23 protein-coding genes are annotated in these 24,547 nt (G+C 35.0%); 10 read left to right on the top strand and 13 right to left on the bottom strand.

Going from position 1 to position 24,547, the window contains the following annotated elements:
- Positions 1-14 precede the first annotated feature (14 nt).
- The 3 genes from PUH65_RS08320 to PUH65_RS08310 all read left to right on the top strand — a co-directional run bounded on the left by PUH65_RS08320 (position 15) and on the right by PUH65_RS08310 (position 2,644).
- Complete coding sequence (locus PUH65_RS08320; RefSeq protein WP_305519483.1) at positions 15-1,082, top strand: chorismate mutase; 1,068 nt, start codon at positions 15-17, stop codon at positions 1,080-1,082.
- A 38-nt stretch (positions 1,083-1,120) separates the two neighbouring features.
- Positions 1,121-2,047 (top strand): ribosome small subunit-dependent GTPase A, encoded by a 927-nt coding sequence (gene rsgA, locus PUH65_RS08315; protein ID WP_305519482.1) that lies wholly within the window; start codon positions 1,121-1,123, stop codon positions 2,045-2,047.
- A 177-nt stretch (positions 2,048-2,224) separates the two neighbouring features.
- Positions 2,225-2,644, top strand: a complete 420-nt coding sequence (locus PUH65_RS08310) for a nucleoside-diphosphate kinase (RefSeq protein ID WP_305519481.1) — start codon at positions 2,225-2,227, stop codon at positions 2,642-2,644.
- Positions 2,645-2,851: 207 nt separating this feature from the next.
- Here the strand turns inward: PUH65_RS08310 and PUH65_RS08305 are convergent, their stop codons facing one another.
- From PUH65_RS08305 to PUH65_RS08245, 13 genes are all read right to left on the bottom strand, one after another.
- Positions 2,852-4,420 carry a glycoside hydrolase family 10 protein gene (locus PUH65_RS08305; protein WP_305519480.1) on the bottom strand — a complete coding sequence of 523 codons (1,569 nt, stop codon included), beginning with the start codon at positions 4,418-4,420 and terminating at the stop codon, positions 2,852-2,854.
- A gap of 218 nt (positions 4,421-4,638) precedes the next feature.
- The gene (locus PUH65_RS08300) at positions 4,639-5,007 is read right to left on the bottom strand and encodes a type II toxin-antitoxin system HigA family antitoxin (protein WP_305519479.1); all 369 of its coding nucleotides are present in this window, start codon (positions 5,005-5,007) and stop codon (positions 4,639-4,641) included.
- Positions 5,008-5,021: 14 nt separating this feature from the next.
- Positions 5,022-5,315: a type II toxin-antitoxin system RelE/ParE family toxin gene (locus PUH65_RS08295; protein WP_305519478.1), complete on the bottom strand. Its 294-nt coding sequence runs from the start codon at positions 5,313-5,315 to the stop codon at positions 5,022-5,024.
- Entirely contained in the window at positions 5,303-5,488 is a 186-nt protein-coding gene (locus PUH65_RS08290; protein WP_305519474.1) for a hypothetical protein, read from the bottom strand. The genes PUH65_RS08295 and PUH65_RS08290 overlap by 13 nt, the downstream gene beginning before the upstream one ends.
- 114 nt (positions 5,489-5,602) lie before the next feature.
- A complete protein-coding gene (gene typA, locus PUH65_RS08285; RefSeq protein WP_305519473.1) occupies positions 5,603-7,411 on the bottom strand; it encodes a translational GTPase TypA in 1,809 nt (602 codons plus the stop codon).
- A gap of 348 nt (positions 7,412-7,759) precedes the next feature.
- A complete protein-coding gene (locus PUH65_RS08280; RefSeq protein WP_305519472.1) occupies positions 7,760-9,352 on the bottom strand; it encodes an MFS transporter in 1,593 nt (530 codons plus the stop codon).
- A 32-nt stretch (positions 9,353-9,384) separates the two neighbouring features.
- Positions 9,385-10,557 (bottom strand): HlyD family secretion protein, encoded by a 1,173-nt coding sequence (locus PUH65_RS08275; protein ID WP_305519471.1) that lies wholly within the window; start codon positions 10,555-10,557, stop codon positions 9,385-9,387.
- 31 nt (positions 10,558-10,588) lie between these two features.
- Positions 10,589-11,899, bottom strand: a complete 1,311-nt coding sequence (locus tag PUH65_RS08270; protein WP_305519470.1) for a TolC family protein — start codon at positions 11,897-11,899, stop codon at positions 10,589-10,591.
- 86 nt (positions 11,900-11,985) lie between these two features.
- Positions 11,986-12,822: an AraC family transcriptional regulator gene (locus PUH65_RS08265; RefSeq protein WP_305519469.1), complete on the bottom strand. Its 837-nt coding sequence runs from the start codon at positions 12,820-12,822 to the stop codon at positions 11,986-11,988.
- 187 nt (positions 12,823-13,009) lie between these two features.
- Positions 13,010-13,246 (bottom strand): YdcH family protein, encoded by a 237-nt coding sequence (locus tag PUH65_RS08260; RefSeq protein WP_305519468.1) that lies wholly within the window; start codon positions 13,244-13,246, stop codon positions 13,010-13,012.
- Positions 13,247-13,333: 87 nt separating this feature from the next.
- Entirely contained in the window at positions 13,334-13,459 is a 126-nt protein-coding gene (locus PUH65_RS08255) for a hypothetical protein (RefSeq protein ID WP_305532410.1), read from the bottom strand.
- 245 nt (positions 13,460-13,704) lie between these two features.
- Positions 13,705-15,345 carry a M56 family metallopeptidase gene (locus PUH65_RS08250; protein ID WP_305519465.1) on the bottom strand — a complete coding sequence of 547 codons (1,641 nt, stop codon included), beginning with the start codon at positions 15,343-15,345 and terminating at the stop codon, positions 13,705-13,707.
- Entirely contained in the window at positions 15,345-15,710 is a 366-nt protein-coding gene (locus PUH65_RS08245) for a BlaI/MecI/CopY family transcriptional regulator (RefSeq protein WP_305519464.1), read from the bottom strand. Before PUH65_RS08245 ends, PUH65_RS08250 begins: the two co-directional genes overlap by 1 nt.
- 240 nt (positions 15,711-15,950) lie before the next feature.
- Here PUH65_RS08245 and PUH65_RS08240 point away from each other — a divergent pair, with 240 nt between their 5' ends.
- From PUH65_RS08240 to PUH65_RS08210, 7 genes are all read left to right on the top strand, one after another.
- Complete coding sequence (locus PUH65_RS08240; protein WP_370692031.1) at positions 15,951-16,520, top strand: ferritin; 570 nt, start codon at positions 15,951-15,953, stop codon at positions 16,518-16,520.
- Positions 16,521-16,670: 150 nt separating this feature from the next.
- Positions 16,671-17,762, top strand: a complete 1,092-nt coding sequence (ychF, locus tag PUH65_RS08235) for a redox-regulated ATPase YchF (RefSeq protein ID WP_305519463.1) — start codon at positions 16,671-16,673, stop codon at positions 17,760-17,762.
- 91 nt (positions 17,763-17,853) lie between these two features.
- The gene (locus PUH65_RS08230; protein ID WP_305519462.1) at positions 17,854-18,657 is read left to right on the top strand and encodes a T9SS-dependent choice-of-anchor J family protein; all 804 of its coding nucleotides are present in this window, start codon (positions 17,854-17,856) and stop codon (positions 18,655-18,657) included.
- 129 nt (positions 18,658-18,786) lie between these two features.
- Entirely contained in the window at positions 18,787-19,332 is a 546-nt protein-coding gene (locus PUH65_RS08225) for an NADPH-dependent FMN reductase (RefSeq protein ID WP_305519461.1), read from the top strand.
- Between the two features lie 148 nt (positions 19,333-19,480).
- Entirely contained in the window at positions 19,481-21,364 is a 1,884-nt protein-coding gene (locus PUH65_RS08220) for a DNA topoisomerase IV subunit B (protein WP_305519460.1), read from the top strand.
- A 34-nt stretch (positions 21,365-21,398) separates the two neighbouring features.
- On the top strand, positions 21,399-21,878 hold the full coding sequence (locus PUH65_RS08215; RefSeq protein ID WP_305519458.1) for a hypothetical protein: 480 nt from the start codon (positions 21,399-21,401) through the stop codon (positions 21,876-21,878).
- 8 nt (positions 21,879-21,886) lie between these two features.
- On the top strand, positions 21,887-24,475 hold the full coding sequence (locus PUH65_RS08210) for a DNA gyrase/topoisomerase IV subunit A (RefSeq protein WP_305519456.1): 2,589 nt from the start codon (positions 21,887-21,889) through the stop codon (positions 24,473-24,475).
- Positions 24,476-24,547 lie beyond the last annotated feature (72 nt).

The following is a 24,547-nucleotide window of genomic DNA, read 5'->3' as shown; positions in this document are numbered from 1 at the left end:
TCTCACCTACTATAATGAACTTACAGAATTTAGAAAACAATTGGATTAAAGAATTTTCCAATCCTTTAATTATTGCCGGACCTTGCAGTGCTGAAAGCGAAGCACAAATGCTAGAAACCGCAAAAAGAATAAAAGAATCAAACGCCGATGTCCCAATTTTCCGTGCAGGAATTTGGAAGCCACGAACCAAACCTAACGGTTTTGAAGGAGTAGGTGTAATCGGTTTAAACTGGTTGAAAAAAGTAAAAGAAGAGTATGGATTTAAAACGGCTACCGAAGTTGCAAATGCACATCATGTTGCGGCTGCTTTAGAAGCAGATGTTGATATCTTATGGATTGGTGCTCGTTCGACTGTGAATCCTTTTACAGTACAAGAAATTGCAGAAGCCCTAAAAGGAACTGATAAACCAGTATTGGTAAAAAATCCAGTAAATCCAGATTTGGCTTTGTGGATCGGTGCTTTAGAAAGATTACTAGGACAAGATGTGAAAAATTTAGGAGTTCTTCACAGAGGTTTTTCAACCTATCAAAAAACAAAATATAGAAATATTCCAAACTGGCAGATTGCTTTGGATTTTAAAAATCAATATCCAAATATTCCGATGTTGGTAGATCCTTCTCATATTTGTGGGAACAGAACTGGCTTGGCAGGAATTGCGCAGGAAGCGTTGAATGTTGGTTATGAAGGAATGATGATTGAAACCCATTGTTCACCGGATGATGCGTGGAGCGATGCTGCACAACAAATTACGCCAGAAACTTTGGCTGATTTATTACAAAATCTACAGGTTAGAAATTCTGATATTTCTGCTTTTGACGGAGAAATGGGCAGACACCGAACTTTAATTTCTGATCTGGATTTTCAGTTAATCGAGTTATTATCTCAAAGAATGAAAATTTCTGAGAAAATCGGAAGTTTGAAAAAAGACAATAATATCGCAATTTTCCAACCAGAAAGATGGAAAGTGATTACCGAATACGCTATTCAAAAAGCTGATGAATCTGGAATGTCTGCGGAGTTTATAGAAAAAGTTTTCAAGGCAATTCACGAAGAATCAATTGAAGTTCAGAACAGTATTTAATGTGTATTTTTAAAATTAATTTTCCTCAATAATAATTCGTGAAAGGACTCATTACAAAATCCACCGGAAGTTGGTACCAGGTTTTAGAACATGAAACCGGAAGATTTTTCGAGGCGAGAATTCGGGGTAAATTCAAACTGATAAAAACAAGATTAACCAATCCACTTGCCGTAGGGGATTTGGTTGAGTTCTCATTGGAACAGGACGACGTTGCCTGGATTACTAAAATCGAACCGCGTAGAAATTACCTCATTAGAAAAGCGGTTAATCTTTCGAAAGAAGCGCATATCATCGCTGCAAATATCGATGTTGCGTGTTTTATTTTTACCTTAAAACATCCAGAAACTTCTTATGGTTTTCTCGATCGATTTTTGGCATGTTGTGAAGCATACAATATTAAACCATTAATTTTATTTAATAAAATGGATGTGCTTTCGGAAGAGGAAAAAGAATTTACCGCAGAAATAGAAGCACTTTATCAAAACATAGGATATGAAACTTTAGAGATTTCTTCTTACTCAAAATTGAATCTAGAAGTTTTAAAAAATAGAATTAAAGATAAAGTCTCGGTATTCTTCGGACATTCTGGATCTGGAAAATCTACCTTGGTGAATGCCATGCAGCCTGAATTGAATTTAAGAACGTCTGAAATTTCTGAAACGCATTTAAAAGGAAAACACACCACGACTTTTGCACAAATGCATTTTTGGCACTTTGGTGGAAGCGTAATCGATACTCCGGGTGTTCGGGAATTTGCAATGATTGATGTGCAGAAAGAAGAGATTCAACATTACTTTCCAGAAATTTTCAAAACGGGTAGAAGTTGTAAATTTCATAACTGTATGCATATCAACGAACCGAAATGTGCGGTTTTAGACGCCATTGAAAAAGGAGAAATTGAGGAAACACGCTATGTTACTTACTTAAAAATCATGGAGGAAGCAGAGGAGAATTCTGCGATATAAAAAAACCCAGCCGAAACTGGGTAAAAACTAATAACCATGAAAACTCAAATTAAACATGAGAATCGGAAATAAATTTACAATTTCCATGCCAAATTAATTCGGCTAGTCTCTGTAAGAATTTTCATTACAAATATAGGAAAGTTTTTTGTATTTTTGTGCCACAATAAAACAAGATTTATGTCAGGTAACATTACATTCACCATGATCAAACCAGATGCAGTAGCAGACGGTCATATTGGTGCTATTTTAGGAAAAATTTCAGAAGCAGGATTTAAAGTGAAAGCTTTAAAATTGACTCAGCTTACAAATGAAGATGCGAAAAAATTCTATGAAGTTCATGCGGAGAGACCTTTCTACGGAGAGTTGGTAGAATTTATGAGTTCAGGACCAATCGTTGCAGCAGTTTTAGAAAAAGACAATGCAGTAAATGATTTCCGTACTTTAATTGGTGCAACCAATCCAGCAGATGCTGCAGAAGGAACTATTAGAAAAATGTTTGCAAGAAGCGTAGGCGAGAATGCTGTACACGGTTCAGATTCAGACGAGAATGCTTTAATCGAAGCACAATTTCACTTCTCAGGAAGAGAAATTTTCTAAATAATTAGATACTTTGTATCAAACTGTTTCACCATTGGTGAAACAGTTTTTTTGTGCCTATTTTCCAAAGAAAAAAATCCAGAATAGTTCTGGATTTTTTTTTGGTGAATACGAAATTTAGAATAATGATTTATTTCTTCAATGAATGTTCTGCAATATTCATGATTATGGTTTTTCTGCAAAACTTTGTTTTTGAAAAAATCTTTATTAAAATTTCTTAGCCTCATAATCACTTTCATTTCCTAATCGATCGACTGATTTTATCGCAACATAATTTAACTTTTTACCATTCTTAGATAAAGGCAGATTATGAGAATTAATATCTTTTTCTAAAATTTCAGTTTCCCAGGTTTCTCCGTATTTTACAAATAAAATCCACTGAAAAACTTTTTGATTATCTAAAGTGTTCCATTTTACATTCACTGAATTACCTGTGGCTTCAGCAAAAAGAATTGGTTTTTCTAAAGCAGATGTTTTAATCCAGGGTGATTTTGGAATTAAGGCTTTTGTTTTGTAAGAATTTTTAACCGCATTCAACATTGCGGGGCTTTTAGAAAGACCATCAACACTGTAATGAATTTCTCCCGCTCCGTTTTTCAGAATAGCGCGGGTTGCATTAATTTGACTTACAATTTCTGCAGGCCGATCGGCAACATCGCGGAGTCCTATGGTATTGAGTCCCGGCCAAAGATGGCGCTTTTCGGTGTTTTCGCTTTCCCACCATTTCAGCAAAGAAGTAAAACTTTGTGGACCCTCATTTTTCCAGTAGAGTTGTGGGGAAAAGTAATCCAGCCAACCTTCGTTCAGCCATAATTTGGCATCGGCAAAAAGTTCATCATATTGTGAGGTTCCTTTAATTCCCTCCGGATAACCAGGTTTCCAAATTCCAAATGGACTGATTCCGAATTTCACGTAACTTTTTTCGGCTTTGATTTCATCGTGAATTCTTTTGATGAATTTATTCACATTGGCTCTTCTAAAATCTGCTCTGGATAAGTTTCCGCCGCGTTTTTGGTAGTCATTCCAGGTTCTGTTATCCGGGAAATCTTTTCCTCCATTATATTCCCGGTACGGATAAAAATAATCATCAATATGAATAGCATCGATATCATATCTTTTCACCAAGTCCTTAATTACTTTTGCCGTGTGATCCTGCACTTTCTCATCAGATGGATCCATCCAATACATTCCGTTGCGAAGTTTGATGATTTGATCCGGCATTTTCTTTACGATAGATTCAGTGGTAATTGGTCCGCCAGTGGTGTGATGCGCACGGTAAGGATTCAGCCAGACATGCAGTTCCATTCCACGTTTGTGGGATTCTTCAATCCAAAATTCTAAGGGGTCATAAAATGGAGTGGGTGCTTTGCCAATAGCGCCAGTCAAGAAATACGACCAAGGCTCTAAATCACTTTTGTACATCGCATCAGCAGACGGACGAGCCTGAAAAATCACCGCATTGAAATTGGCATCTTGCAGCATATCCAAAATTTTGATGGCTTCGTCTTTTTGTTGCTGTGTTGAAAGATTATTTTTTGTTGGCCAGTTAATATTGGCCACGGTTGCAATCCAGGCGGCTCGGAATTCACGATTTACTTCCGGCAGATTCAATTTCGTTTCAGGCTTTTGAACAATTGTTTTCGGCGGAGTTGGTTTTGTCGTTACAGGTGGTTTCTTAGTCGTTTTTGCGACTGGCTTTTTCGTCGCACAAGAAGTAATGAAAAGGGAAAGAATTAAAAATAATATCGTGGTTGCTTTTGCAAAGGAATATTTCATAAATAAATTTTAAAGGGAAAATAAATAACGGTTTACTCTTATTAAAATTGCTTATTTCAAATGCTGAAATTCAATTTAATAGTGTTAAAAATGATTGTCGCAAATATATAAAAAGGAATGTGATTAATGCTTGGGATTTAAATACAAAAAACTTTAAAGAAGATTTTACTTTAAAGTTTTTGTTTAATTTTATTGAAGACTAGAAATTCTTTTTTCTTCTAATTTTTAATCGGATAATTTGTAATTAAAAGAGAAGCAGATAGATTTAGTTTTTCTTGTAAGTTTCTAATCATATCAAGTGTCAATCTTTTCTTACGGTTCAAAACTTCTGACGTTTTACTTTTAGATCCAATTATTTCTATCATATCTTTCTGTTTCAAATCCATTTCCTCCATACGTATTCTGATGGCTTCGGTAGGATCCGGCAATTCGATTGCATAGTTTTCGTTCTCAAAATTATCAATGAGTAAAGACAAAATTTCTGCTTCATCACCATCTGGCGTATTTTCCTTAGCATCAAAAATTTGTTCTAATCTTTCTAATGCTTCTAAATATTGTTGTTCTGTTTTTATTGGTTTTATAATCATATAGGATTGAATGTTTACAATCTTCCACTTAAATCTCTCGCTCCATGATGCACCAGCAGAATATGGATTTCGGTATTAGAAATAATTCTATAAATTATTCTATAATCCCCTTCGATAAGTTCCCGTACGTTTTCATGATTAATTTCAAGGACTTTTTTTCCAACAAGATTTCCTTGCTTTAAAATTTCTGTTTTCTTTTGAATTTTCTCGACTTGAAATCGAGCATATCTTTTAGAATCCAGTGCAATGAATTCATAAATTTCTTTCAAATCTAATTCAGCATATTTCAACCATTTTATTCGAACCATGTTGCCATTTCATTTTTCAGATCTTCTTCAGAAATGGTTTCATTATTATCAGATTCTTTAATTCTAGTTTCTAATTTTTCAATGATAATTAATCGTTCTATAACTTCATCGATACTAATTTCGTCGGGGAAAGTTTCAATCTGCTTTATTAATCGCTCTTTTGTAATTGTCATGACGTGATTTTTAATACTGCTAAATTAGATAATAAAAAACAAAGAGTCCCAAATAAATTTGGAACTCTTTTGTCAATTTGGCAAATGCCAATATAATTAAATCGGATCTAAGGATTACCCTTTTGCACCTCTTTCAATTCTTTTTCTTTCGTTTTCTGAAAGTATTTTTTTACGCATTCTGATGAAGTTTGGTGTAACCTCGATTGCTTCATCACCTTGGATGTATTCCATACATTCCTCCAGTGAGAATAATTGTTTTGGAGCAATGTTACCGTCTTTATCTTTTCCAGATGCACGCATGTTGTTCAACTGTTTTGCTTCAACGATGTTTACCACTAAATCTCCTGGTTTGTTTTGCTCACCAATGATCATTCCTTCGTAAATTTCTTCACCCGGATCAACAAAGAATTTACCTCTGTCCTGTAATTTTGCGATAGAATATTCAGTTGCCGGTCCTTGACCTTTGCTGATTAATACCCCAACTGATCTTCCTGGAATTGAACCTTTGAAAGGTTTGTAGTCTGTGAAACGGTGAGCCATAATTGCTTCACCAGCAGTCGCAGTCAACATTTGAGAACGCAATCCGATTAATCCTCTTGAAGGAATTTCGAATTCCATATGTTGCATTTCACCTTTAGTTTCCATGATATGCAAATCACCTTTACGCTGCGTGGCTAAGTCGATTACTTTAGATGCATATTCATCCGGTACATCAACAACCATTGATTCATAAGGCTCACATTTAACACCATCGATTTCTCTGATGATTACCTGAGGCTGACCAATCGTCATTTCATAACCTTCTCTTCTCATGGTTTCGATCAAAACAGAAAGGTGAAGAATACCACGACCGAATACCAAGAAAGTGTTGGCATCATCTGTTGGTTCAACTTTTAATGCTAAGTTTTTCTCTAACTCCTTGTACAACCTTTCTTTCAGGTGGTTTGAAGTTACATATTTACCATCTTTTCCGAAGAAAGGAGAGTTGTTAATCGAGAACGTCATGTTCAAAGTCGGTTCATCGATTGCAGTTCTTGGCAATGGTTCCGGGTTTTCAAGATCCACAAATGAATCTCCAATCTGGAATTTATCAAAACCTACGATTGCACAGATATCTCCGGCTTTTACTTCCTGAACTTTCTTTTTTCCAAGACCTTCAAAGACGTATAATTCTTTTACTTTACCTCTAATTACTTTACCATCTTCCTGAGCAAGACCAATTGTCTGACCTTCTTTGATAGAGTTTCTTCTGATTTTTCCGATTGCAATACGACCTAAGAAAGAAGAGAAGTCTAATGAAGTAATCTGCATTTGCAAACTTCCTTCAAAAGTTTCCGGCTCCGGAACATATTGAATAATACCATCTAATAAAGGAGTAATATCATCTGCAGGCTCTAAACTCGTGTTGAACCAACCTTGTTTTGATGAACCATAGAATGTTGGGAAATCTAATTGCTCTTCAGTTGCTTCTAAGTTAAAGAATAAATCAAATACCTTGTCGTGAACTTCTTCCGGACGACAGTTTGGTTTGTCTACTTTATTAATAACCACGATTGGTTTAAGACCTAATTCTAATGCTTTGTGCAATACGAAACGAGTCTGTGGCATTGGTCCTTCAAAAGCATCTACTAAAAGTAAAACTCCGTCAGCCATTTTCAAAACTCTTTCTACCTCACCACCGAAATCGGCGTGACCCGGAGTATCGATTACATTAATCTTGTAATCTTTATACTGTACCGAAATATTTTTAGACAAAATGGTAATTCCTCTTTCACGCTCCAAATCATTGTTGTCCATGATTAGGTCTCCTGTCTCTGCCTGGTTTTCGCGGGCGATAGTGGTTGCGTGGATGATTTTGTCAACCAAAGTCGTTTTACCGTGGTCAACGTGCGCAATAATTGCGATATTTCTAATGTTTTGCATATTCGTTTTTTGACGCTGCAAAAGTAATCTTTTTTCGTGAAATACTTTTACAACTTTTTGAATTTAATAAAATTTTATGTTAAAATGTACAGAAAATTTAATTTAAAAAAGATTCGCTCTGACAATCAGATGCTTAAAACATCAGTAGAATAGGGAAGTCCTATTCAATCAGGCAGTTATTTCTTCTTAATTTTTCTTATTTAGTACGATTCTAAATATTTTCTAAGATTTGCGTGATTATCATTTATAAATAGTGATTCATCAACTCTATCTTCATTAATGTAAAAAGAAAGTCCAACGATCAATTCAATCGGTTGGACTTTCAAAAAACAGAAAATAAGGATTTTTCTAAATAACAGCGCCTGCTGCATCTTCAATTTCTTGTAATTGTGTTCTTTCCAGTTTCGCTTTATGTTTTCTTCTTTCTGAAGTTATTTTAAATCCGCGGTAAGCTTTATGTCGGTCTACGCCGAAGTCGTACGCTAAAATATAGGCGAGTACTCCAACTCCTGCGATGCAGATGTACCCCAGCAGTCTTTTGTTAGCCGCGAGGATTGCATTAAACTGAATGGCTTTCATATTTCCCATGACTTGGTTCAAACTAAAGGAATTACCATCCATATAAATGGCCAGATTACCCACGGCTTCTATTTGAAACTGATATTGCAACCAAGAAAAAAGAGCAGAAAATATTGCGACAGAAAAGAAGGTTCTCCATACCAGAACTAAACCGGTGGCTGCCATCATTTGAGTCATTTCTAATTTATCTAAGGCGTAATACCAAACTGCGATAAAGAGCGCCCCCATTCCAAATCCTTTTAATAACATCGGAAGAATCCATCTTTCGAAATTGAATTGCAAAGCCATAGAAAAATACATGATAACGGTATAAGCCAACATTGCAGAAAATCCTAAAAAGATAAACATCTTCAACTCTCGACCTTTTTTAAACCAGTAAGCCATATAAACTCCTGCAGCCACAATTCCAGGAACCATTAATAAATTCAATTTTGCATTGAGAACAGAATCATATCCTAAAATTCCGACAGTAAATATATTTTGAATGGAACCCGTACTCAGAAACATTCCTGTAAACAGCAACATGATCAAACCATGAATTACATTGTTCTTTCTAAATATTTTAAAAGAGATGTATTGATGTTTTAAGGTGTATTGTCGCACAACCAATAATATTAAACTTACGAAAGATGCAATGCTGGCACTAATAATTTTAGGCGAATGTATCCAGTATAATTGCTTTCCAAAAGAGAGAACATACGCACCAAACATAAATACAGCAACGAATAATAAAATACTCAACCAGTCAATATAATATAAAGGCATTTTGAATCCGAAATATTTATCATGCATAAATACCCACGCCACTAAAGCCAGAGCCAAACTCACAACCGCACTCAAGATATGAACGAATTGCCAGTTATGGTCAAAAGCGAGTAGGGCTAAAAAATACCCGGCAATCTGCGAAATGATAATGGAGAAAGGATAGAAAACAGAATAAAATTTCCCACGGTTTCCATCTTTACTAATCATAAACATAATTGGAATAATAAACTCCAACATGACAATCATTTTTAGAAAACCCATGATCACCGAATTGGCGACTATGAGCAAAGGTCGGTCTGTGGTTCCACTAACATAACTTAAGATCGCCATCAGAATAAAAATAACGGTCACCTTATCGCGAATTTTGTATCGCCATTTCATTCTTAAAATGATAGGCATCGCAGCGCCCATTCCGATTGTACTTCCGTAACTGGCCCACACAAAATATTCCGAGGGCATTCCTGTGCTGCCAACCATTGCAGAAACATTACCAATATAAACGCCGTTAATCGGTATAATTACGCTGATGAAGATAATGATCAGCAGCAGTTGAACCAGTTTTGGAACCCAACTGTTAAATAATCCCTGGTTATACATCGGTTACTTTTATTGTTCTGAAATAACTCATTTTATTTAGATTTGGTTTCCTTTTTAGTTGGAGTTATTGTAACGTTCATATTCATACCGGCGCGTAATTTTGCGATATCTTCTTTTTTATTATTGTTGGTGAATTCGATTCTTACTGGAATTCTCTGCTGAACTTTTACAAAATTCCCTGTCGAATTATCGGTCGCAACATTAGAATACTGGGAACCTGTTGCGGCAGAAATAGCGGTCACTGTTCCTTCAAATTCTTTTCCGCCCAAAGCATCGGCTTTCATTAATATTTTTTTACCAATTTCTATTTCCGGCATTTGACTTTCCAGGAAGTTTGCAGTTACCCATTTTTCACCGTCCAGCACAATGGTTGCAATCTGCTGACCACCTTGAATTAATTGTCCGTCGGCGATTAATCTTCTGCCCATCACGCCGTCATACGGTGCGGTGATTATCGCATAACTCAAATTAATTCGCGCCATATCCAAAGCGGCTTTGGCTCTTTTAATTTCGGCATCATTAATTCCAATTCTGGTTTTTACTTCTGAAGTTGAAAGTTGTGCTGAATTCCGTTGGTTCAGTAATGTCTGGTACGAGGCTTTAGTAGCGTCATATTCCGTTTTTACCTGATCGTACTGTTGTCTGGTTACGGCTTCTGAGTTTAAAAGGTTTTGATATCTTTTTAAGTTCTGTTCTGCGTTCCAAAGTCTCGCTTTTTGTCCGGCAATATTACTCTCCAAAACCGAAATATTACTGGAAACGGTATTGATAGAAGAGTTGGTCGCATTTCTTTGTGCCAATGTATTTTGATAAGCGGCTTCGGCTTGTGCTAATTGGGTTTCAATTTCGCGGTCATCTAAAATTACAAGCGTATCCCCTTTTTTAACAGCCTGGTGTTCTTTGAATTTAATTTCTTTAATGTAACCTGCAACCCTCGAATTAATAGGGTTTATGAATTCCTGAACTTGAGCAGATTCGGTATAGTTTTCCTTACCTACATTAAAATATTCTTTGATCAACCAATAAAATCCGAAAGCCACGACGATAAAAACTACGGCGTTTGCAATCGTATTTTGTAGTTTATTTGATTTGTTTTTGCTTACTTTTTTTTCTGTTACAGGATTCGCTACTTTTGTTGGAGCGGTCGCCTTGTGACTTTCTGATTCTGTATTTTCTGAAACTGGTGTATTTTCCTTATTTTCCATTGTATAATTTCTTAGTCGTTATTAGTTTTTATTAAAGTGTTCCTGTCGCTTTCAATAGGTTGTAGTATTGATAAAGCAAATCGATTTCTGCATTTACATAATCCAGTTCTGCCTGAATTTTTTGGTTTTGAGCATCCGTCATTTCTGCCTGAACTGCCAGTTGATTCAAATATTTCGCTTCCGTAATTTTGTAGTTTTCGTTCGCTAATACTTGTGCTTCTTTTAAAATAACCAGGTTTTCCATAGCATTTTGATGTTTGATATAGGCGGCATTTACCTGCATATTTATATTCTGCTCAACAAGATTGTACGTTTTCTCAACCTGTTCTTTTTGAAGTTGACCCAATTGTAACTTCTCTTTCGTTTTAAAAAGATTATCGATATTATAACTCAATGAAACCCCAACCTGATAACCACCGGAATACATATCAATTACCGGTGAAGTGCTGGTTATGGGTCTGTTCAAAACATAGCCACCAAAACCGGCGATTGTCGGCATTTTTTCAGTATTAATAATTTCAAGATTTTTATCAGCGATTTCGATGCTTCTTTTTACATATTTTTGACTTGGATTATTCTCCTGAGCCAGATTGATGTAATAACTCAAATCATTTAAAGGCTGTTCTTTTTCAATATTTTCAATCGGGATGATCTCCGTACTTTCCGGTAAACCCAGCGCATTATTTAAATTGTAATTCAACACTTTGCGGTTGTTATTTAAAACCAAAATTCCCTGATCAATATTCTTGATGGAGAGTTCACCACGAATGACTTCATTTCGGGTAATCATTCCCTGTTCGTAGAATTTTTTAATATTCTTTAATCGTTCTTCCGCTAAGTTTTTGTTATTGAGATAAACCGCTTTTTGATTAATGTTTTTAAAAATATCCAGATAGTTAGACATTACCAGAAACTTCACATCTTGCTGATCTTTTTCATAATCGAGTTCAGACAGTTGTTCCTGCAAAGCAGAAATTTCAATTGATTTATTAATTAGACCTCCTTTAAAAATCAGTTGGCTTGCCTGAACGCCGTATGAACTGCCATAATGAGGCAATTGAACCGACATCGAATTTGAAAAATCTTTATCAATAATTAAAGAATTCCCCAAATAAAACTGACTGGTAGAAGCCGTAATAGAAGGAAGTTTCTGCAGTTTTGAAACCTCGGTATTTTGTCTGGAGATTTCAATCTTTTTAGCAGAGACCGCTAATTGCGGATGGTTTTGTAAAGCCAGTGTTGTTGCTTCACTGATGGTCAATTCTTTAACTTCTTGCGCCTGGAAATTTTCGGCCCACAAAAAAGTAATCAGAAAACTGGCGATTGTAATATGTTTATTCATTTGTCCTTATTTTTATGCAAAATTAGAGGACACAGCATTTTCATACAATGATTAAAACAAGTAAGAAAATGTTCAAATGTAGGATTTTACTGATCAGATTCTAGCCGATATTGGATTGGACTAATCCCTTCATGTTTTTTAAAGAAATGAGAAAACGAATATGGATCAGAAAACTTCAGTACTTCAGCAATTTCATGGATGGCGTCTTTTCTGGTACTCAACAAAATTTTCGCCTCGTTCATCACAAACTCCGAAATAATCTGGTTCGCCGTTTTTTGGGTAACACTTTTAACTACAGAACTAAGATGGCGTATGGTTAATTTCTGTTGATCTGCATAAAACTGCAGTGTTTTTTCAGTCCGGAAATTTTCAAAAACATTTTTAATAAACTCAAACGTAATCTCTTCCTGACGCGTCATCATATTCGATTTTAACTTCTCCTGTTTTAAAAGCGAACTCGAAAGCGAATAAATAAAAGCGGAAAATAAATGCTCAATTACATCTTCATTATAGGTTAACGGAACTTGGTTATTTAAAATTTCAGTCATTAAATTCAACTGGCTCCAAAGTAATTGGAATTCATCTTTAGGTAAATGAGCGGATTCGTTGATGTGGGTTTTAAAATGTTTAAATACTTTTAACTTATTCAGTTTCAATCCTAATTTCTCCACAAATTCATTGGTGTAAGTAATTGCCCGTACTTCAAAATCATCGCTTAGAGAGTGGATTTTAAAAACCGATTTGGTTTCAGACAATACCACCGAATTTTCGCTGAGTTCTATTTTATTGATTTGAACGGTAATAAGTCCTTTTCCTTTTTTTACAAATAAAATGGCAGGCCGATCCTGTTGGTAAAGTTTTTCTAATTGAATTTTGGAACTGATAAAGATTTCGTTGAAAATCCGAATTGGTAGTTTCTCCATATTTAAAAAGGGAATGAGAACAATTTGAACTAAAAATAAGATGAAATGTAAAAGTAATTATTCTTTGAAATAAAAACGTTAAAAAATAAATGATTTAAATAGAAAACATGAAGATTTCGAAAATTAGAATAACAAAAAAAAGCGACCGTTGAAGCCGCTCTTAAAAGTATTCTGTGAAAAGATCAATTTAATTCTGATGAAGGTAAGAGTACAAATCATCTTTTAGATGAACTCTTTTTTTACGCAAATCGGTCAAGTGCTCATCGGTAGTGTGGTTTTGTTCACCTTCTTCATAATGCTGAATAAGAGCGTTTACTTCTTCATAATTCACATACATTTTTTTAAAAACGTCGTCTTTTAATTTAAGTTCATTTATTTTGGTTTCTAATTCAGGGAATTCGTGGGTAAGGTTGTGATTTTCCATGATTTTAAATATTTAATTTTTTAATAGAATAAAGTTAAGAAAATTTGTGGTGGTTTAATAATGATAATAATCCCGAATTTAACTGATTTATTTCAGCAAATCGACTTCGAGAATATTATTGCCTTTCAAATTGTTTTCCTCTTGCTGTTTTTCACGATCACGAATAAATTCATTAATATCAGTCATCTTACCGCCTATATTAACCTTGACCATTTCTAAGTGTCATCAAAAAAGTTTTGAAATCAGGCGATTCTTTAATGATTACGTGTCTAAACAATCCTTTTCTCATATCCGATTTTACATTCATTGATCCGGTTGCTGTAATTTCTTTTTCTAAAATTGCCTTTGAGACATAACTGAACCTTTGATTTTGAGCATTTCCGAGACAGAAAGTAAAGAGTGAAAGAAAAAGTAGTTTGTTCAAATATGAAGAATTAGAAATTAATGTAAAGAATTAGTTATTTTTTAAGTTTGATGTGAATTTGTCCTCTTTTCTTTCCATCAAAATCTTTCTTCGTCACGACAACCGATTCTATTTTCTTTGGATTCAGTATTTGCATTTCTTCTCTCGTAGCAGATTTGCCATTTATGAAAATGTCTGTTTCGTCAGTAAATTTTATTCCTGAATTGGGTTTGTAAGTCGATGGTTCGATTGCTATTATTTCTGCACCTTCTACATTTTGTTTGAATTCGGCGTACTTTAATTTTTGTTCCGATCTTGCCGCGCTCTTTTCAGCATCTTCAATTCTTTTTTTAAATTCTGGAGAATTGACTAATTTTTCTGCTTCGGCTGCTCTTTTCTCTGCATTTGCAATTCTCTTCTTAAATTCTGGAGAATTCACTAAACGATCAGCTTCCGTCGCTCTTTTTTCAGCATCTTCTATTCTCTTTTTAAATTCGGGAGAATTTACCAATCGGTCAGCTTCTGCCGCTCTTTTTTCAGCCTCTTTAATTCTCTTCTTTAATTGAGGCGAATTCATTTTTTGCTCTGCTTTTTTAGCCAATTTTTCAGCCTCAGCGATTCTCTTTTTGAATTCAGCAGATTCGCTAACGTCATCTACTATGATCGTGTCATTCTCGCTGAAAAGTTTAGGATGTTCTTGGTCCAGTTTTGTTCCATCAGCTCCGATCGCGACATCGTTCTGACTGATCGATTTGGTTTCGTTTTTCGGTTTAATCGTATCCGATTTCAATTGAGATACGACGTTTTCGATTTCAAGATTCGTATTGATAATTTCTTTATTCTTCGCATTGATTAGGTAGAGAAACGAAAGGATAAATAAAAGTGGCAACGCTAAGATTCGTCGCGCATAACTGAATTTTGTTTTTGATTTTTTAAGCATTGTTAATCTTTTTTTGAGGTTAGAACTAAGGAACGGACTCGTTGCAGGTAACTGTTTTCCGGAAAAGTGAGTTGCCAAAAGCATCTGCGCAAATGCTTTGGTGTCCGAGTTTTTAACGGCTTTATTATCAGCAAGATATTCGTGTATTAAATTGATTTCTTTTTTGATCAAATAAAAGAAAGGATTAAACCAAAATAGGGAAGTGATGATTTCGAGGAAAATTTTGTCCCAGGAATGTTTCTGTTCGATATGAACCATTTCGTGCTTCAGAATTTGACGGCCTAAATCGGATTGAAGTTCAATAGAATTTTTCCAGAATAAATTTTTGAAAAATGAAAATGGTGCTTCCGCCAAATCGGTCTGATAAAAACTGATTTCTTCGAAATTTTCTTTGCTAAACTTCTTTTTTAAGATCTGAATTTTAACCAGTCCGAAAATTAATTTCGTTAGAAAAGAGACAGCAACCAATCCAGTAAAAAAAGCGCCAATTTTAAAATAATTGAAATCATTATTTGAATTATTAGTTGAACTTAAATTTTGTAAGCTGTTAATTAATAAATACATATTGCTGTTTACTTCAAGGGTAAAATAACTCACTTGCAGTAAAGGCAATGTTAAACTTGTTAAGACAGCCGCTAACAAATAGAAGCGATTATAATGATGAAAAGTCTTGTCTTTAAGAAACAACTTGTAATACAAAAACATTACACCCGACGTAAAAATAACTTTCCCGAAGTATAAAAATAGTGCTTCCATCAGTCTTTATTTTTAAGTTCATTTAAGAGCATTTCAAGATCTTCAACGCTCATTTCGTTTTTTTCGACCAGAAAAGAAACAGCGTTTTTATAAGAGCCTTCAAAATAATTTTTCACCAAACTTTTCATCGATTTTCCACTGTATTTTTCTTTCGAAACTAAAGGAAAATATTGATGCTGTCTGCCGAAGACTTCATAATCAACAAAGTCCTTTTCTTTTAAAACTTTCAAAATTGTTGAAACCGTATTCGTATGCGGTTTAGGTTCTGGGAACTGTTCTAGAATATCTTTTAGGAAAGCTTTTTTTAAGTCCCAGAGATAGTGCATCACCTGTTCTTCCGCTTTTGTTAATTGAGAGATTTTCATATCACTATTTGTTTAGTGATACAAATGTAGAATTAAATTTTAATTGTACAACTATTTTTGTAGTGATACAATTAAATATTTATATATTGAATTGATTATCAATGTGATTAATTTTGTAATTAAAATAAAAATTATTATTATTTCAATTTTGAATTAAAAGTTCTACCTATTATTTGTTAAAGAATCCTTAAAATAAAATAAGAATTGTACAAAGGAATTATTCTTGCTCTTAAAAATTAAATCATTAAAAAAATAAATTATGGATACGAAAAGAATTTCATCAACGTTGGAACAGGCATTAAGCACCCAAATGAATGTCGAATTATTTCAATCACATACTTATTATCTTATGGAATTTGGGCAACTGATAAAGGATATGACGGCATCGGAAATTTCCTTTTCAGACACTCCTTAGAAGAAAGAAATCATTCGATAAAATTCATGGAATATATCTTGAATAGAGGTGGAAAACCTACGGTGACGGCTTTGAAACCTGCTGACAAAGATCCTAAAAACATGAGCGATTGTTTCAATCAGGTTTTTAAACATGAGGTTGATAATACCGAAAAGATTTATAATCTCGTAAACATGGCACTTGAAGAAAAAGACTGGGCAACCTGGAATTTCTTGCAATGGTTTGTAAAAGAACAGATTGAGGAAGAAACGTTAGCCATGGATCTCATCGACAAATTGAAAATTGCTGGCGGAGAAAAAGCGACCGATGAATCACTCTTCAATTTAGATAAAGAATTAGGCAGCGCACCCGATGATGCCGACTTGGCAAGAGATGCAACTTCTGAAAATCCTTAATACTTCTCAAATTATATTTAAATCTGCTTCGTTTAAAGGCAGATTTTTTTTATTCCATAACTCACTCAAAATCTTTATCTTTGCCAACTCTCAATTTAATGGGTTTAAGGACGACTTTAAACCTTGATTTATAAACTTTGAACTAAAGATATGAAATGTGGAATCGTAGGTTTACCCAATGTAGGTAAATCAACCCTTTTTAACTGTTTAAGCAATGCCAAAGCGCAATCTGCCAACTATCCTTTCTGTACCATCGAACCTAATATCGGAACAGTTTCTGTACCGGACGAGCGTTTGTTTGAACTTGAAAAATTAGTAAAACCGGAAAGAGTTTTACCGGCCGTCGTAGAAATCGTGGATATTGCAGGTTTGGTAAAAGGTGCAAGTAAAGGGGAAGGTTTAGGAAATAAATTCCTGGCAAACATTAGAGAATGTGAAGCAATTATTCATGTTTTAAGATGTTTCGAAAATGGAAATATCGTTCACGTTGAAGGTTCGGTAGATCCAATGCGTGATAAAGATATTATCGATATCGAACTTCAGTTGAAAGATATTGAAACTTTAACCAAAGCAGTGGAGAAGGCGAAAAAATTCATCAAGTCTGGTAAAAAAGATGATGTGATGACTTACGAAACCCTTCTTAATTTACAGAAATTTGTAGAAGAAGGAAACAACGCACGAGAATTCCCGAAGGATGATTTTGCGGAATCCATTATTTCAGATGTTCAGTTATTGACCAATAAACCAGTTCTTTATGTTTGTAATGTTGATGAAAATTCAATTAAAAACGGGAACGAATGGATTGCAAAAATTGAAGAAATGGCTGCAAAAGAAAACGCTGAAGTCGTAGTTCTTGCCGCTCAAATCGAAGCAGATATCAATGAATTAGAAACTTTCGAAGAAAGAGAAATGTTCTTAGAAGAATTGGGTTTAAAAGAACCTGGTGTAAACCGATTGATTAGAAAAGCCTACGATTTATTAAAATTGCAAACTTATTTCACAGCGGGTGTTAAAGAAGTTCGTGCTTGGACGATTGGTCGTGGTTGGACTGCACCACAGGCTGCAGGAGTAATTCACACTGATTTCGAAAAAGGATTTATCCGTGCCGAAGTAATTAAGTATGAGGACTTTATAAAATTTGGATCAGAAGCCAAAGTAAAAGAAGCCGGAAAACTTGCTGTAGAAGGAAAAGAATATATTGTTCAGGATGGCGATATGATGAACTTTAGATTTAATGTATAATTAAACTGATTTACTTTCATCCAAAAAAGGTTTACTGAATTATTAGTAAACCTTTTTTTTATATATTGTCAACTCAAAAATTAAATTAATTATGATTAAAAAATTACTTTTGGCTTCGGCATTAGGTTTAGGAGCATTTTATTTCGGGCAAACCGTTGTTTTCAAAGAAGACTTTAACCAAGATTCCACCAGAAGTCTGTGGACCATCGGAGATAGAGATGGTGATGAGGATACGTGGGAATTTGTAAACGCTGCAGAAGCGGAGGCGCCTTCTTTTACAGGTGATTTTGCCTGGTCTTGGTCTTGGTTTTTTGGTGCAATGACACCTGACAATACCATAACGAGCCCAAAAATTTCGATCCCTGCCACGGGAAATTTAGAGTTGAGTTTTAAAGTTTCTGCTGCCGATGATGAAGAAGGATTTTTCGAAGAACATTATGCCGTCTATGTTATCCCTTTTGATTCAGAATTTACCGGTTCAGAAACACCTGTCTTTGAAGAAACTTTAGATGGTGGATATTTTCAGACCGCTAAATTGGTAAAAGTCGATATTTCATCTTTTGCGGGACAAGATGTTAAACTGGTATTCAGACATTATGATTGTACAGACATTCTTTATCTTGGTTTGGATGATGTTGAAATTACTCAAACTTTATTAGCGGTTTCCGATTCTCAGAAATCTCAGGTTTCAATCTATCCAAATCCTACTTCAGATTTCATTAAAATTCAAAATATAAAAGATTTACAAAAGGTTCGTATTTTCGATATGACTGGTAAAAAAGTGATTGAAACTACTTCTTCAGACATTGATGTTTTAAACCTTTCTGCCGGACAATATATCTTAAACATTTATAGCGGGAATGAAGTAATTTCAAGAAAGTTTATTAAAAAATAATCAAACTAAATGTATTTTAAACAGTGAAGGATTTTCTTTCGCTGTTTTTTTTATATAAATATTTGTTAAATAGGCTGTTAATAACGTTTTTAATGAAGAGTATCTGTATCTTTAATTCAAATTAAAATGATGGAAAAGAAAATCTCAGTTTTGGTCGGCAGTTTAAGAAAAGAATCTTTCAACAGAAAAATAGCCAACGAATTGATTCGCCTCGCTCCCAAAACTTTAAAAATGGAAATCGTAGAAATTGGTAATTTACCGCTTTATAATGAAGATATAGATACCAATTCACCCAAAGAATGGACTGATTTTCGGGATAAAATTAAAAATTCAGATGCCATTCTTTTTGTTTCTCCGGAATATAACCGAACCATTCCAGGTGCTTTAAAAAACGCTATCGATGTTGGCTCGCGACCTGCAGGAAAAAGTGTGTGGAAAGGGAAATCGGGTGCGGTAGTTACTGTTTCACCAGGTGCGCCGGGCGGTTTGGCTTCTAACCATAATATCCGCCAAGCCGTAGTTTTCTTGGATGTTCCAATAATGCAGCAACCAGAAGCCTATATCGGGAGAGTTAATGAATTGTTACTGGAAGACGGTAAAACAGTCAATGAAAAAACAGAGAAATTTCTGACAGATTACATGCTGGCTTTTGAAAAATGGATTAATCATTTTTAAAGAAACTGATGTTAAAATTATAAAATAGAAGTCCTAATTTCATTAATGATAGAAAGTTATCGAAAACTTTTCCACAAAATTTTAGAAATCAGTTTGCTTTCGCTATTTTTGTGAGTTACTGATTTTATAAAGCAGTTTCTATCAAAATATGAGCGACAACACTACTGTTAATTATTCCGAAGATAATATTAGAACCCTCGATTGGCAAGAGCACATCCGGATTAGACCCGGAATGTATATTGGTAAATTGGGTGATGGTTCATCGGCGGACGACGGAATTTATATTTTGCTCAAAGAAATCATCGACAATTCAATTGATGAATTCGTGATGAAATCCGGGAAAAGAATTGAAATAAAAATCGACGATGGTAAAGCGATTATTCGTGATTACGGTCGTGGGATTCCTTTAGGTAAAGTAGTTGACGCTGTTTCTAAAATGAATACCGGTGGAAAGTACGATTCGAAAGCCTTTAAAAAATCAGTCGGTTTAAATGGAGTCGGAACAAAAGCAGTAAATGCTCTTTCAGAATTCTTCAAAGTAAAATCCATCCGTGACGGCAAAATGAAAATTGCCGAATTTTCGAAAGGATTAATTACGGAAGATTTTGAAGAAACGGAATCTACAGACAGAAATGGAACCGAAATTACCTTCATTCCAGACACTACGATTTTTACGCATTTCAAGTTTAGAAAAGAGTACATCGAGAAAATGCTCAAAAATTATTGCTACCTGAATCCAGGTTTGAAAATAGTTTTTAACGGCGAAACCTTTTTCTCTGAAAATGGACTGAAAGATTTGCTTGATGAAGAAATAGAAGGTGAAATTATTTATCCGATTGTTCACTTAAAAGATGAGGATATTGAAGTTGCGATCACGCATTCAGATAAATCACAGTCTGAAACGTATTTCTCTTTCGTGAACGGACAAAACACCACGCAAGGTGGAACGCACCTTAATGCTTTTCGGGAAGCGTATGTAAAAACTATTCGGGAATTTTTCGGAAAAAACTTTGAGGCAGCAGATATTCGAAAATCGATTATTGCCGCCATTGCCATAAAAGTAATTGAACCCGTTTTTGAATCTCAAACAAAAACGAAATTAGGTTCCAATGAAATAGAGCCGGGCAAAGAAACGGTAAGAACTTTCATTACCAATTTCTTGAAAAATAAACTCGATAATTTCCTTCATCAAAATCAAGAGATTGCAGAAGCGATTCACCGTAAAATCATTATTTCTGAAAGAGAACGAAAAGAACTTTCGGGGATTCAGAAATTGGCGAGAGAAAGAGCCAAGAAAGTTTCTCTTCACAATAAAAAACTTCGCGATTGCCGCCAGCATTATAATGACCAGAAAGCGGTAAGAAAAGGAGAAACAATGATTTTCATTACCGAAGGAGATTCTGCTTCCGGGTCGATTACCAAATCCAGAGATGTAGAAACTCAGGCCGTATTTTCATTAAAAGGAAAACCGCTAAACTGCTATGGTTTAACCAAAAGAGTGGTGTATGAAAATGAAGAATTCAACTATTTACAGGCGGCTTTAAACATTGAAGATTCTTTAGAAGACTTGCGCTACAATCACGTCATTATCGCAACTGATGCCGATGTTGATGGAATGCACATTCGTTTATTGATGATCACCTTCTTCCTGCAATTTTTCCCGGATTTAATAAAAAATGGACATTTGTATATTTTGCAAACACCATTATTTAGAGTTCGGAATAAGAAAGAAACCAGATATTGCTATTCTGAGACAGAACGCGTAAAAGCGATGCAGGAATTAGGAAAAAATCCTGAAATCACCCGATTTAAAGGGCTTGGAGAAATTTCACCGGATGAGTTCAAACATTTTATTGGAAAAGATATTCGCTTAGAACCGGTCGTAATCGGCAAAGATCAAACGATAGAGCAGTTATTGGAATTTTATATGGGTAAAAATACGCTGGACCGGCAACTGTTCATTTTGGAGAATTTGGTGATTGAAGATCCCGATATCGATAAAAAAGAAGTCATATTAGAAACGGAGTCTTAGCATCGAAAATCTTTAGAAATAAAAAACATAATTCATGAGACTTAGTAACAGAAACAAAGCAAATTACTTTAATTTCCTGGGAACCTTGGTGATTATGGTATTTGTTTTTGGCGTCGCAGCCTTTTTGCTGGAGTATTTTGTCTATGATTATATGGATTGGACCCAATGGCTTTTGCTTCTTTTTCCTACTGTGTTGCTCATGTTGTTTTATTTTAGAGGAAGACAGATTTTCGAATATGACAGCGATGGTGAAGCACTGAATTTTAAAAATAGAAATGTATTTGCCTTTTTAGATAAGAGTTTAAGTGATGAGTTCCCAAAGTATAAGTTACTCAGTTATGAAGTCATCAATGTTGGAATTCTAAAAAGATTATACACTACTATTTCAAGTAAAAAGAACAGTAAACTTACGTTACGATATGACGTTTCGTATCTTACAAACAAAGAGTTAAATGACCTGAAGTTTTCTCTCAGCAAAGTCATTAAAGGTAATAAAGAACAAACGAGAGAGTAGAATAGTTAATGGAAGAGCAAGAAAATCACCAGGAAGAATCCCTGAAAAAAGTCTCCGGTCTCTATAAAGACTGGTTTTTAGATTACGCATCTTATGTAATTTTGGATCGGGCAATTCCTTCTATTTTTGATGGGTTTAAACCTGTACAAAGAAGAATTATGCACTCCATGCGGGAGTTGGAAGATGGCCGATATAACAAAGTTGCCAATGTAGTCGGGAATACCATGAAGTACCATCCACACGGTGATGCCTCGATTACCGATGCTATGGTGCAGATTGGTCAAAAAGAATTATTAATCGATACGCAGGGAAACTGGGGGAATATTTTCACCGGAGATTCTGCGGCTGCTGCAAGATATATTGAAGCGCGATTAACGCCGTTCGCTTTAGAAGTGGTCTTTAATCCAAAGACAACAGAATGGGCAAAATCTTACGACGGTAGAAATAATGAGCCCATCGACTTACCAGTAAAGTTTCCTTTGCTTTTAGCCTCGGGTGTGGAGGGAATTGGAGTAGGGCTTTCTACCAAGATTATGCCTCACAATTTCAATGAATTAATTGATGCTTCTATTGCTCATTTGAAGGGCAAGAAATTTCAGATTTTCCCAGATTTTATTACGGGTGGAATGCTCGATGTTTCTAATTATAATGACGGCGAACGTGGCGGAAGAATCCGTGCCAGAGCCAGAATTATTCAGAAAGATAAAAATACACTTTGTATTACCGAACTTCCTTTTGGGAAAAACACCAGTGATTTAATTGACTCCATCATTAAAGCCAATGAGAAAGGGAAGATTAAAATCAAGAAAATTGAAGACAATACTTCCGATGAAGTAGAAATCAATATTTTCTTAACCAATGATGTTTCGCCCGATAAAACCATCGATGCTTTATATGCTTTTACCGATTGTGAAATTCCGATTTCACCGAATGCGTGTGTGATTGTAGGGGATAAGCCTATGTTCCTGACCGTGTCGGAAATCCTGAGACAGAACACCGAGCACACCGTTTCTTTGCTTAAAAAAGAATTGCAAATCGAATTGCATGAACTGCAGGAAAACTGGCATTTTTCTTCTCTGGAAAGAATTTTTATCGAGAACAGAATTTATCACGATATCGAGGAAGTTAAATCTTGGGACGAAGTCATTGCAACCATTGGTAAAGGCTTAAAACCGCATACCAAACATTTACTAAGAGCCGTAACCGAAGAGGATATTTTAAGATTAACAGAAATTCGAATCAAGAGAATTTCACGTTTTGACCTGGATAAATTCAAAGAAAATATTCTTGCTCTCGAAGGAAAAATAGAGCAGGTTAAATATAATCTGGAACATTTGATTCCGTACGCGATTGACTATTACGTGAATATTCAAAAAAAATACGGAAAAGGAAAAGAACGTAGAACAGAACTAAGGATTTTCGACACTATTGATGCTTCCAAAGTTGCGGTAGCAAACGAAAAATTCTATGTGAATTGGGACGAAGGTTTCATTGGAACTTCGCTGAAAAAAGACGAATATTTATTTGACTGTTCCGATATCGACGACATTATCACCTTTCAAAAAGATGGTACCATGAAGGTGGTGAAAGTGGAACCAAAAACGTTTATCGGGAAAAATATCGTGCACGTTGCCATTTGGAAGAAGAATGATAAACGCACGGTTTACAATATGATTTACCGCGAAGGAAAAGACGGACCTAATTATATGAAACGTTTTTCGGTAACCGGAGTAACGCGTAATACAGACTACAAATTAGCGTCTGATAAGAAAGGTTCTGAGATGTTATATTTCTCTGCAAATCCGAATGGTGAAGCCGAAAAGGTTACTGTTTTATTGAAACCAAATGCGCGCGTTCGAAAAAATAAAATAGATATCGATTTCTCAGACTTAGCGATTAAAGGCCGTGATTCCAAAGGAAATATGGTGACCAAATATATCGTTAAGAAAGTAGATCTTAAAGAAGAAGGTCATTCGACTTTGGCACCGAGAAAAATTTGGTTTGATGATACCGTTCGTCGATTAAATGCTGATGCACGCGGAACTTTGCTCGGAACTTTCAAAGGTGATGATAAAATCCTGACCATCAACGCTCAGGGAGAAGCCAAACTGGTGAGTTTTGAATTAAGTAACCGTTTCGATGATGAGTATTTGATCCTGGAAAAATGGAATCCAGACCAACCGATTACCTGTATTTATTTTGATGGTGAAAAGCAGATTTATTTTATAAAAAGATTCCTGCTGGAGAACACTACGAATGTTCAGCATTTTATGCCGTCTGAACATCCCAAATCCTTTGTAGAAAATGTTTTAGTCGCCAATAATGCGACGGCTGAAATTGTTTTTGCCAAAGTAAAAGGCGTAGAAAAAGATCCTGAAATCATTAATATTGATGAGTTCATTGCGGTTAAAGGAATCAAAGCCATCGGAAACCAATTCATTAAAGAAAAAGTAAAAGCCATCAATATCAACATTCCAGAGCCGGAAGAAGAAATTATTGAAATACCTGATCCACAAGATCAATCGGAAAATGAGGAGGAGGAGGAAATCCCGGAAGAAGGAACAATTGGTGATTTGTTTGAGTTTCCGGAAGAATAGAAACTTTAGTTCATTATACAAAAACCACATGAAATGATTCGTTCATAACTGGTGAAGAATATAAGTACTATA

It is taken from the genome of Kaistella sp. SH40-3 (assembly GCF_030686865.1).
GTDB lineage: Bacteria > Bacteroidota > Bacteroidia > Flavobacteriales > Weeksellaceae > Kaistella.
Note: the sequence above shows the minus strand (reverse complement) of the source record. Positions and strands in the feature narration are given on the sequence as shown.

What these genes read in the sequence shown, in the direction of transcription:
- PUH65_RS08245 (WP_305519464.1), bottom strand. Translation starts at nt 15,710, where the DNA reads ATGAAAATCTCTCAATTAACAAAAGCGGAAGAACAGGTGATGCACTAT.
- PUH65_RS08265 (WP_305519469.1), bottom strand. Translation starts at nt 12,822, where the DNA reads ATGGAGAAACTACCAATTCGGATTTTCAACGAAATCTTTATCAGTTCC.
- PUH65_RS08225 (WP_305519461.1), top strand. Translation starts at nt 18,787, where the DNA reads ATGGAAAAGAAAATCTCAGTTTTGGTCGGCAGTTTAAGAAAAGAATCT.
- PUH65_RS08270 (WP_305519470.1), bottom strand. Translation starts at nt 11,899, where the DNA reads ATGAATAAACATATTACAATCGCCAGTTTTCTGATTACTTTTTTGTGG.
- ychF (WP_305519463.1), top strand. Translation starts at nt 16,671, where the DNA reads ATGAAATGTGGAATCGTAGGTTTACCCAATGTAGGTAAATCAACCCTT.
- PUH65_RS08220 (WP_305519460.1), top strand. Translation starts at nt 19,481, where the DNA reads ATGAGCGACAACACTACTGTTAATTATTCCGAAGATAATATTAGAACC.
- PUH65_RS08275 (WP_305519471.1), bottom strand. Translation starts at nt 10,557, where the DNA reads ATGGAAAATAAGGAAAATACACCAGTTTCAGAAAATACAGAATCAGAA.
- PUH65_RS08310 (WP_305519481.1), top strand. Translation starts at nt 2,225, where the DNA reads ATGTCAGGTAACATTACATTCACCATGATCAAACCAGATGCAGTAGCA.
- PUH65_RS08260 (WP_305519468.1), bottom strand. Translation starts at nt 13,246, where the DNA reads ATGGAAAATCACAACCTTACCCACGAATTCCCTGAATTAGAAACCAAA.
- PUH65_RS08300 (WP_305519479.1), bottom strand. Translation starts at nt 5,007, where the DNA reads ATGATTATAAAACCAATAAAAACAGAACAACAATATTTAGAAGCATTA.
- PUH65_RS08255 (WP_305532410.1), bottom strand. Translation starts at nt 13,459, where the DNA reads ATGGTCAAGGTTAATATAGGCGGTAAGATGACTGATATTAATGAATTT.
- PUH65_RS08230 (WP_305519462.1), top strand. Translation starts at nt 17,854, where the DNA reads ATGATTAAAAAATTACTTTTGGCTTCGGCATTAGGTTTAGGAGCATTT.
- typA (WP_305519473.1), bottom strand. Translation starts at nt 7,411, where the DNA reads ATGCAAAACATTAGAAATATCGCAATTATTGCGCACGTTGACCACGGT.
- PUH65_RS08280 (WP_305519472.1), bottom strand. Translation starts at nt 9,352, where the DNA reads ATGTATAACCAGGGATTATTTAACAGTTGGGTTCCAAAACTGGTTCAA.
- PUH65_RS08295 (WP_305519478.1), bottom strand. Translation starts at nt 5,315, where the DNA reads ATGGTTCGAATAAAATGGTTGAAATATGCTGAATTAGATTTGAAAGAA.
- PUH65_RS08320 (WP_305519483.1), top strand. Translation starts at nt 15, where the DNA reads ATGAACTTACAGAATTTAGAAAACAATTGGATTAAAGAATTTTCCAAT.
- PUH65_RS08290 (WP_305519474.1), bottom strand. Translation starts at nt 5,488, where the DNA reads ATGACAATTACAAAAGAGCGATTAATAAAGCAGATTGAAACTTTCCCC.
- PUH65_RS08215 (WP_305519458.1), top strand. Translation starts at nt 21,399, where the DNA reads ATGAGACTTAGTAACAGAAACAAAGCAAATTACTTTAATTTCCTGGGA.
- PUH65_RS08210 (WP_305519456.1), top strand. Translation starts at nt 21,887, where the DNA reads ATGGAAGAGCAAGAAAATCACCAGGAAGAATCCCTGAAAAAAGTCTCC.
- PUH65_RS08250 (WP_305519465.1), bottom strand. Translation starts at nt 15,345, where the DNA reads ATGGAAGCACTATTTTTATACTTCGGGAAAGTTATTTTTACGTCGGGT.
- PUH65_RS08305 (WP_305519480.1), bottom strand. Translation starts at nt 4,420, where the DNA reads ATGAAATATTCCTTTGCAAAAGCAACCACGATATTATTTTTAATTCTT.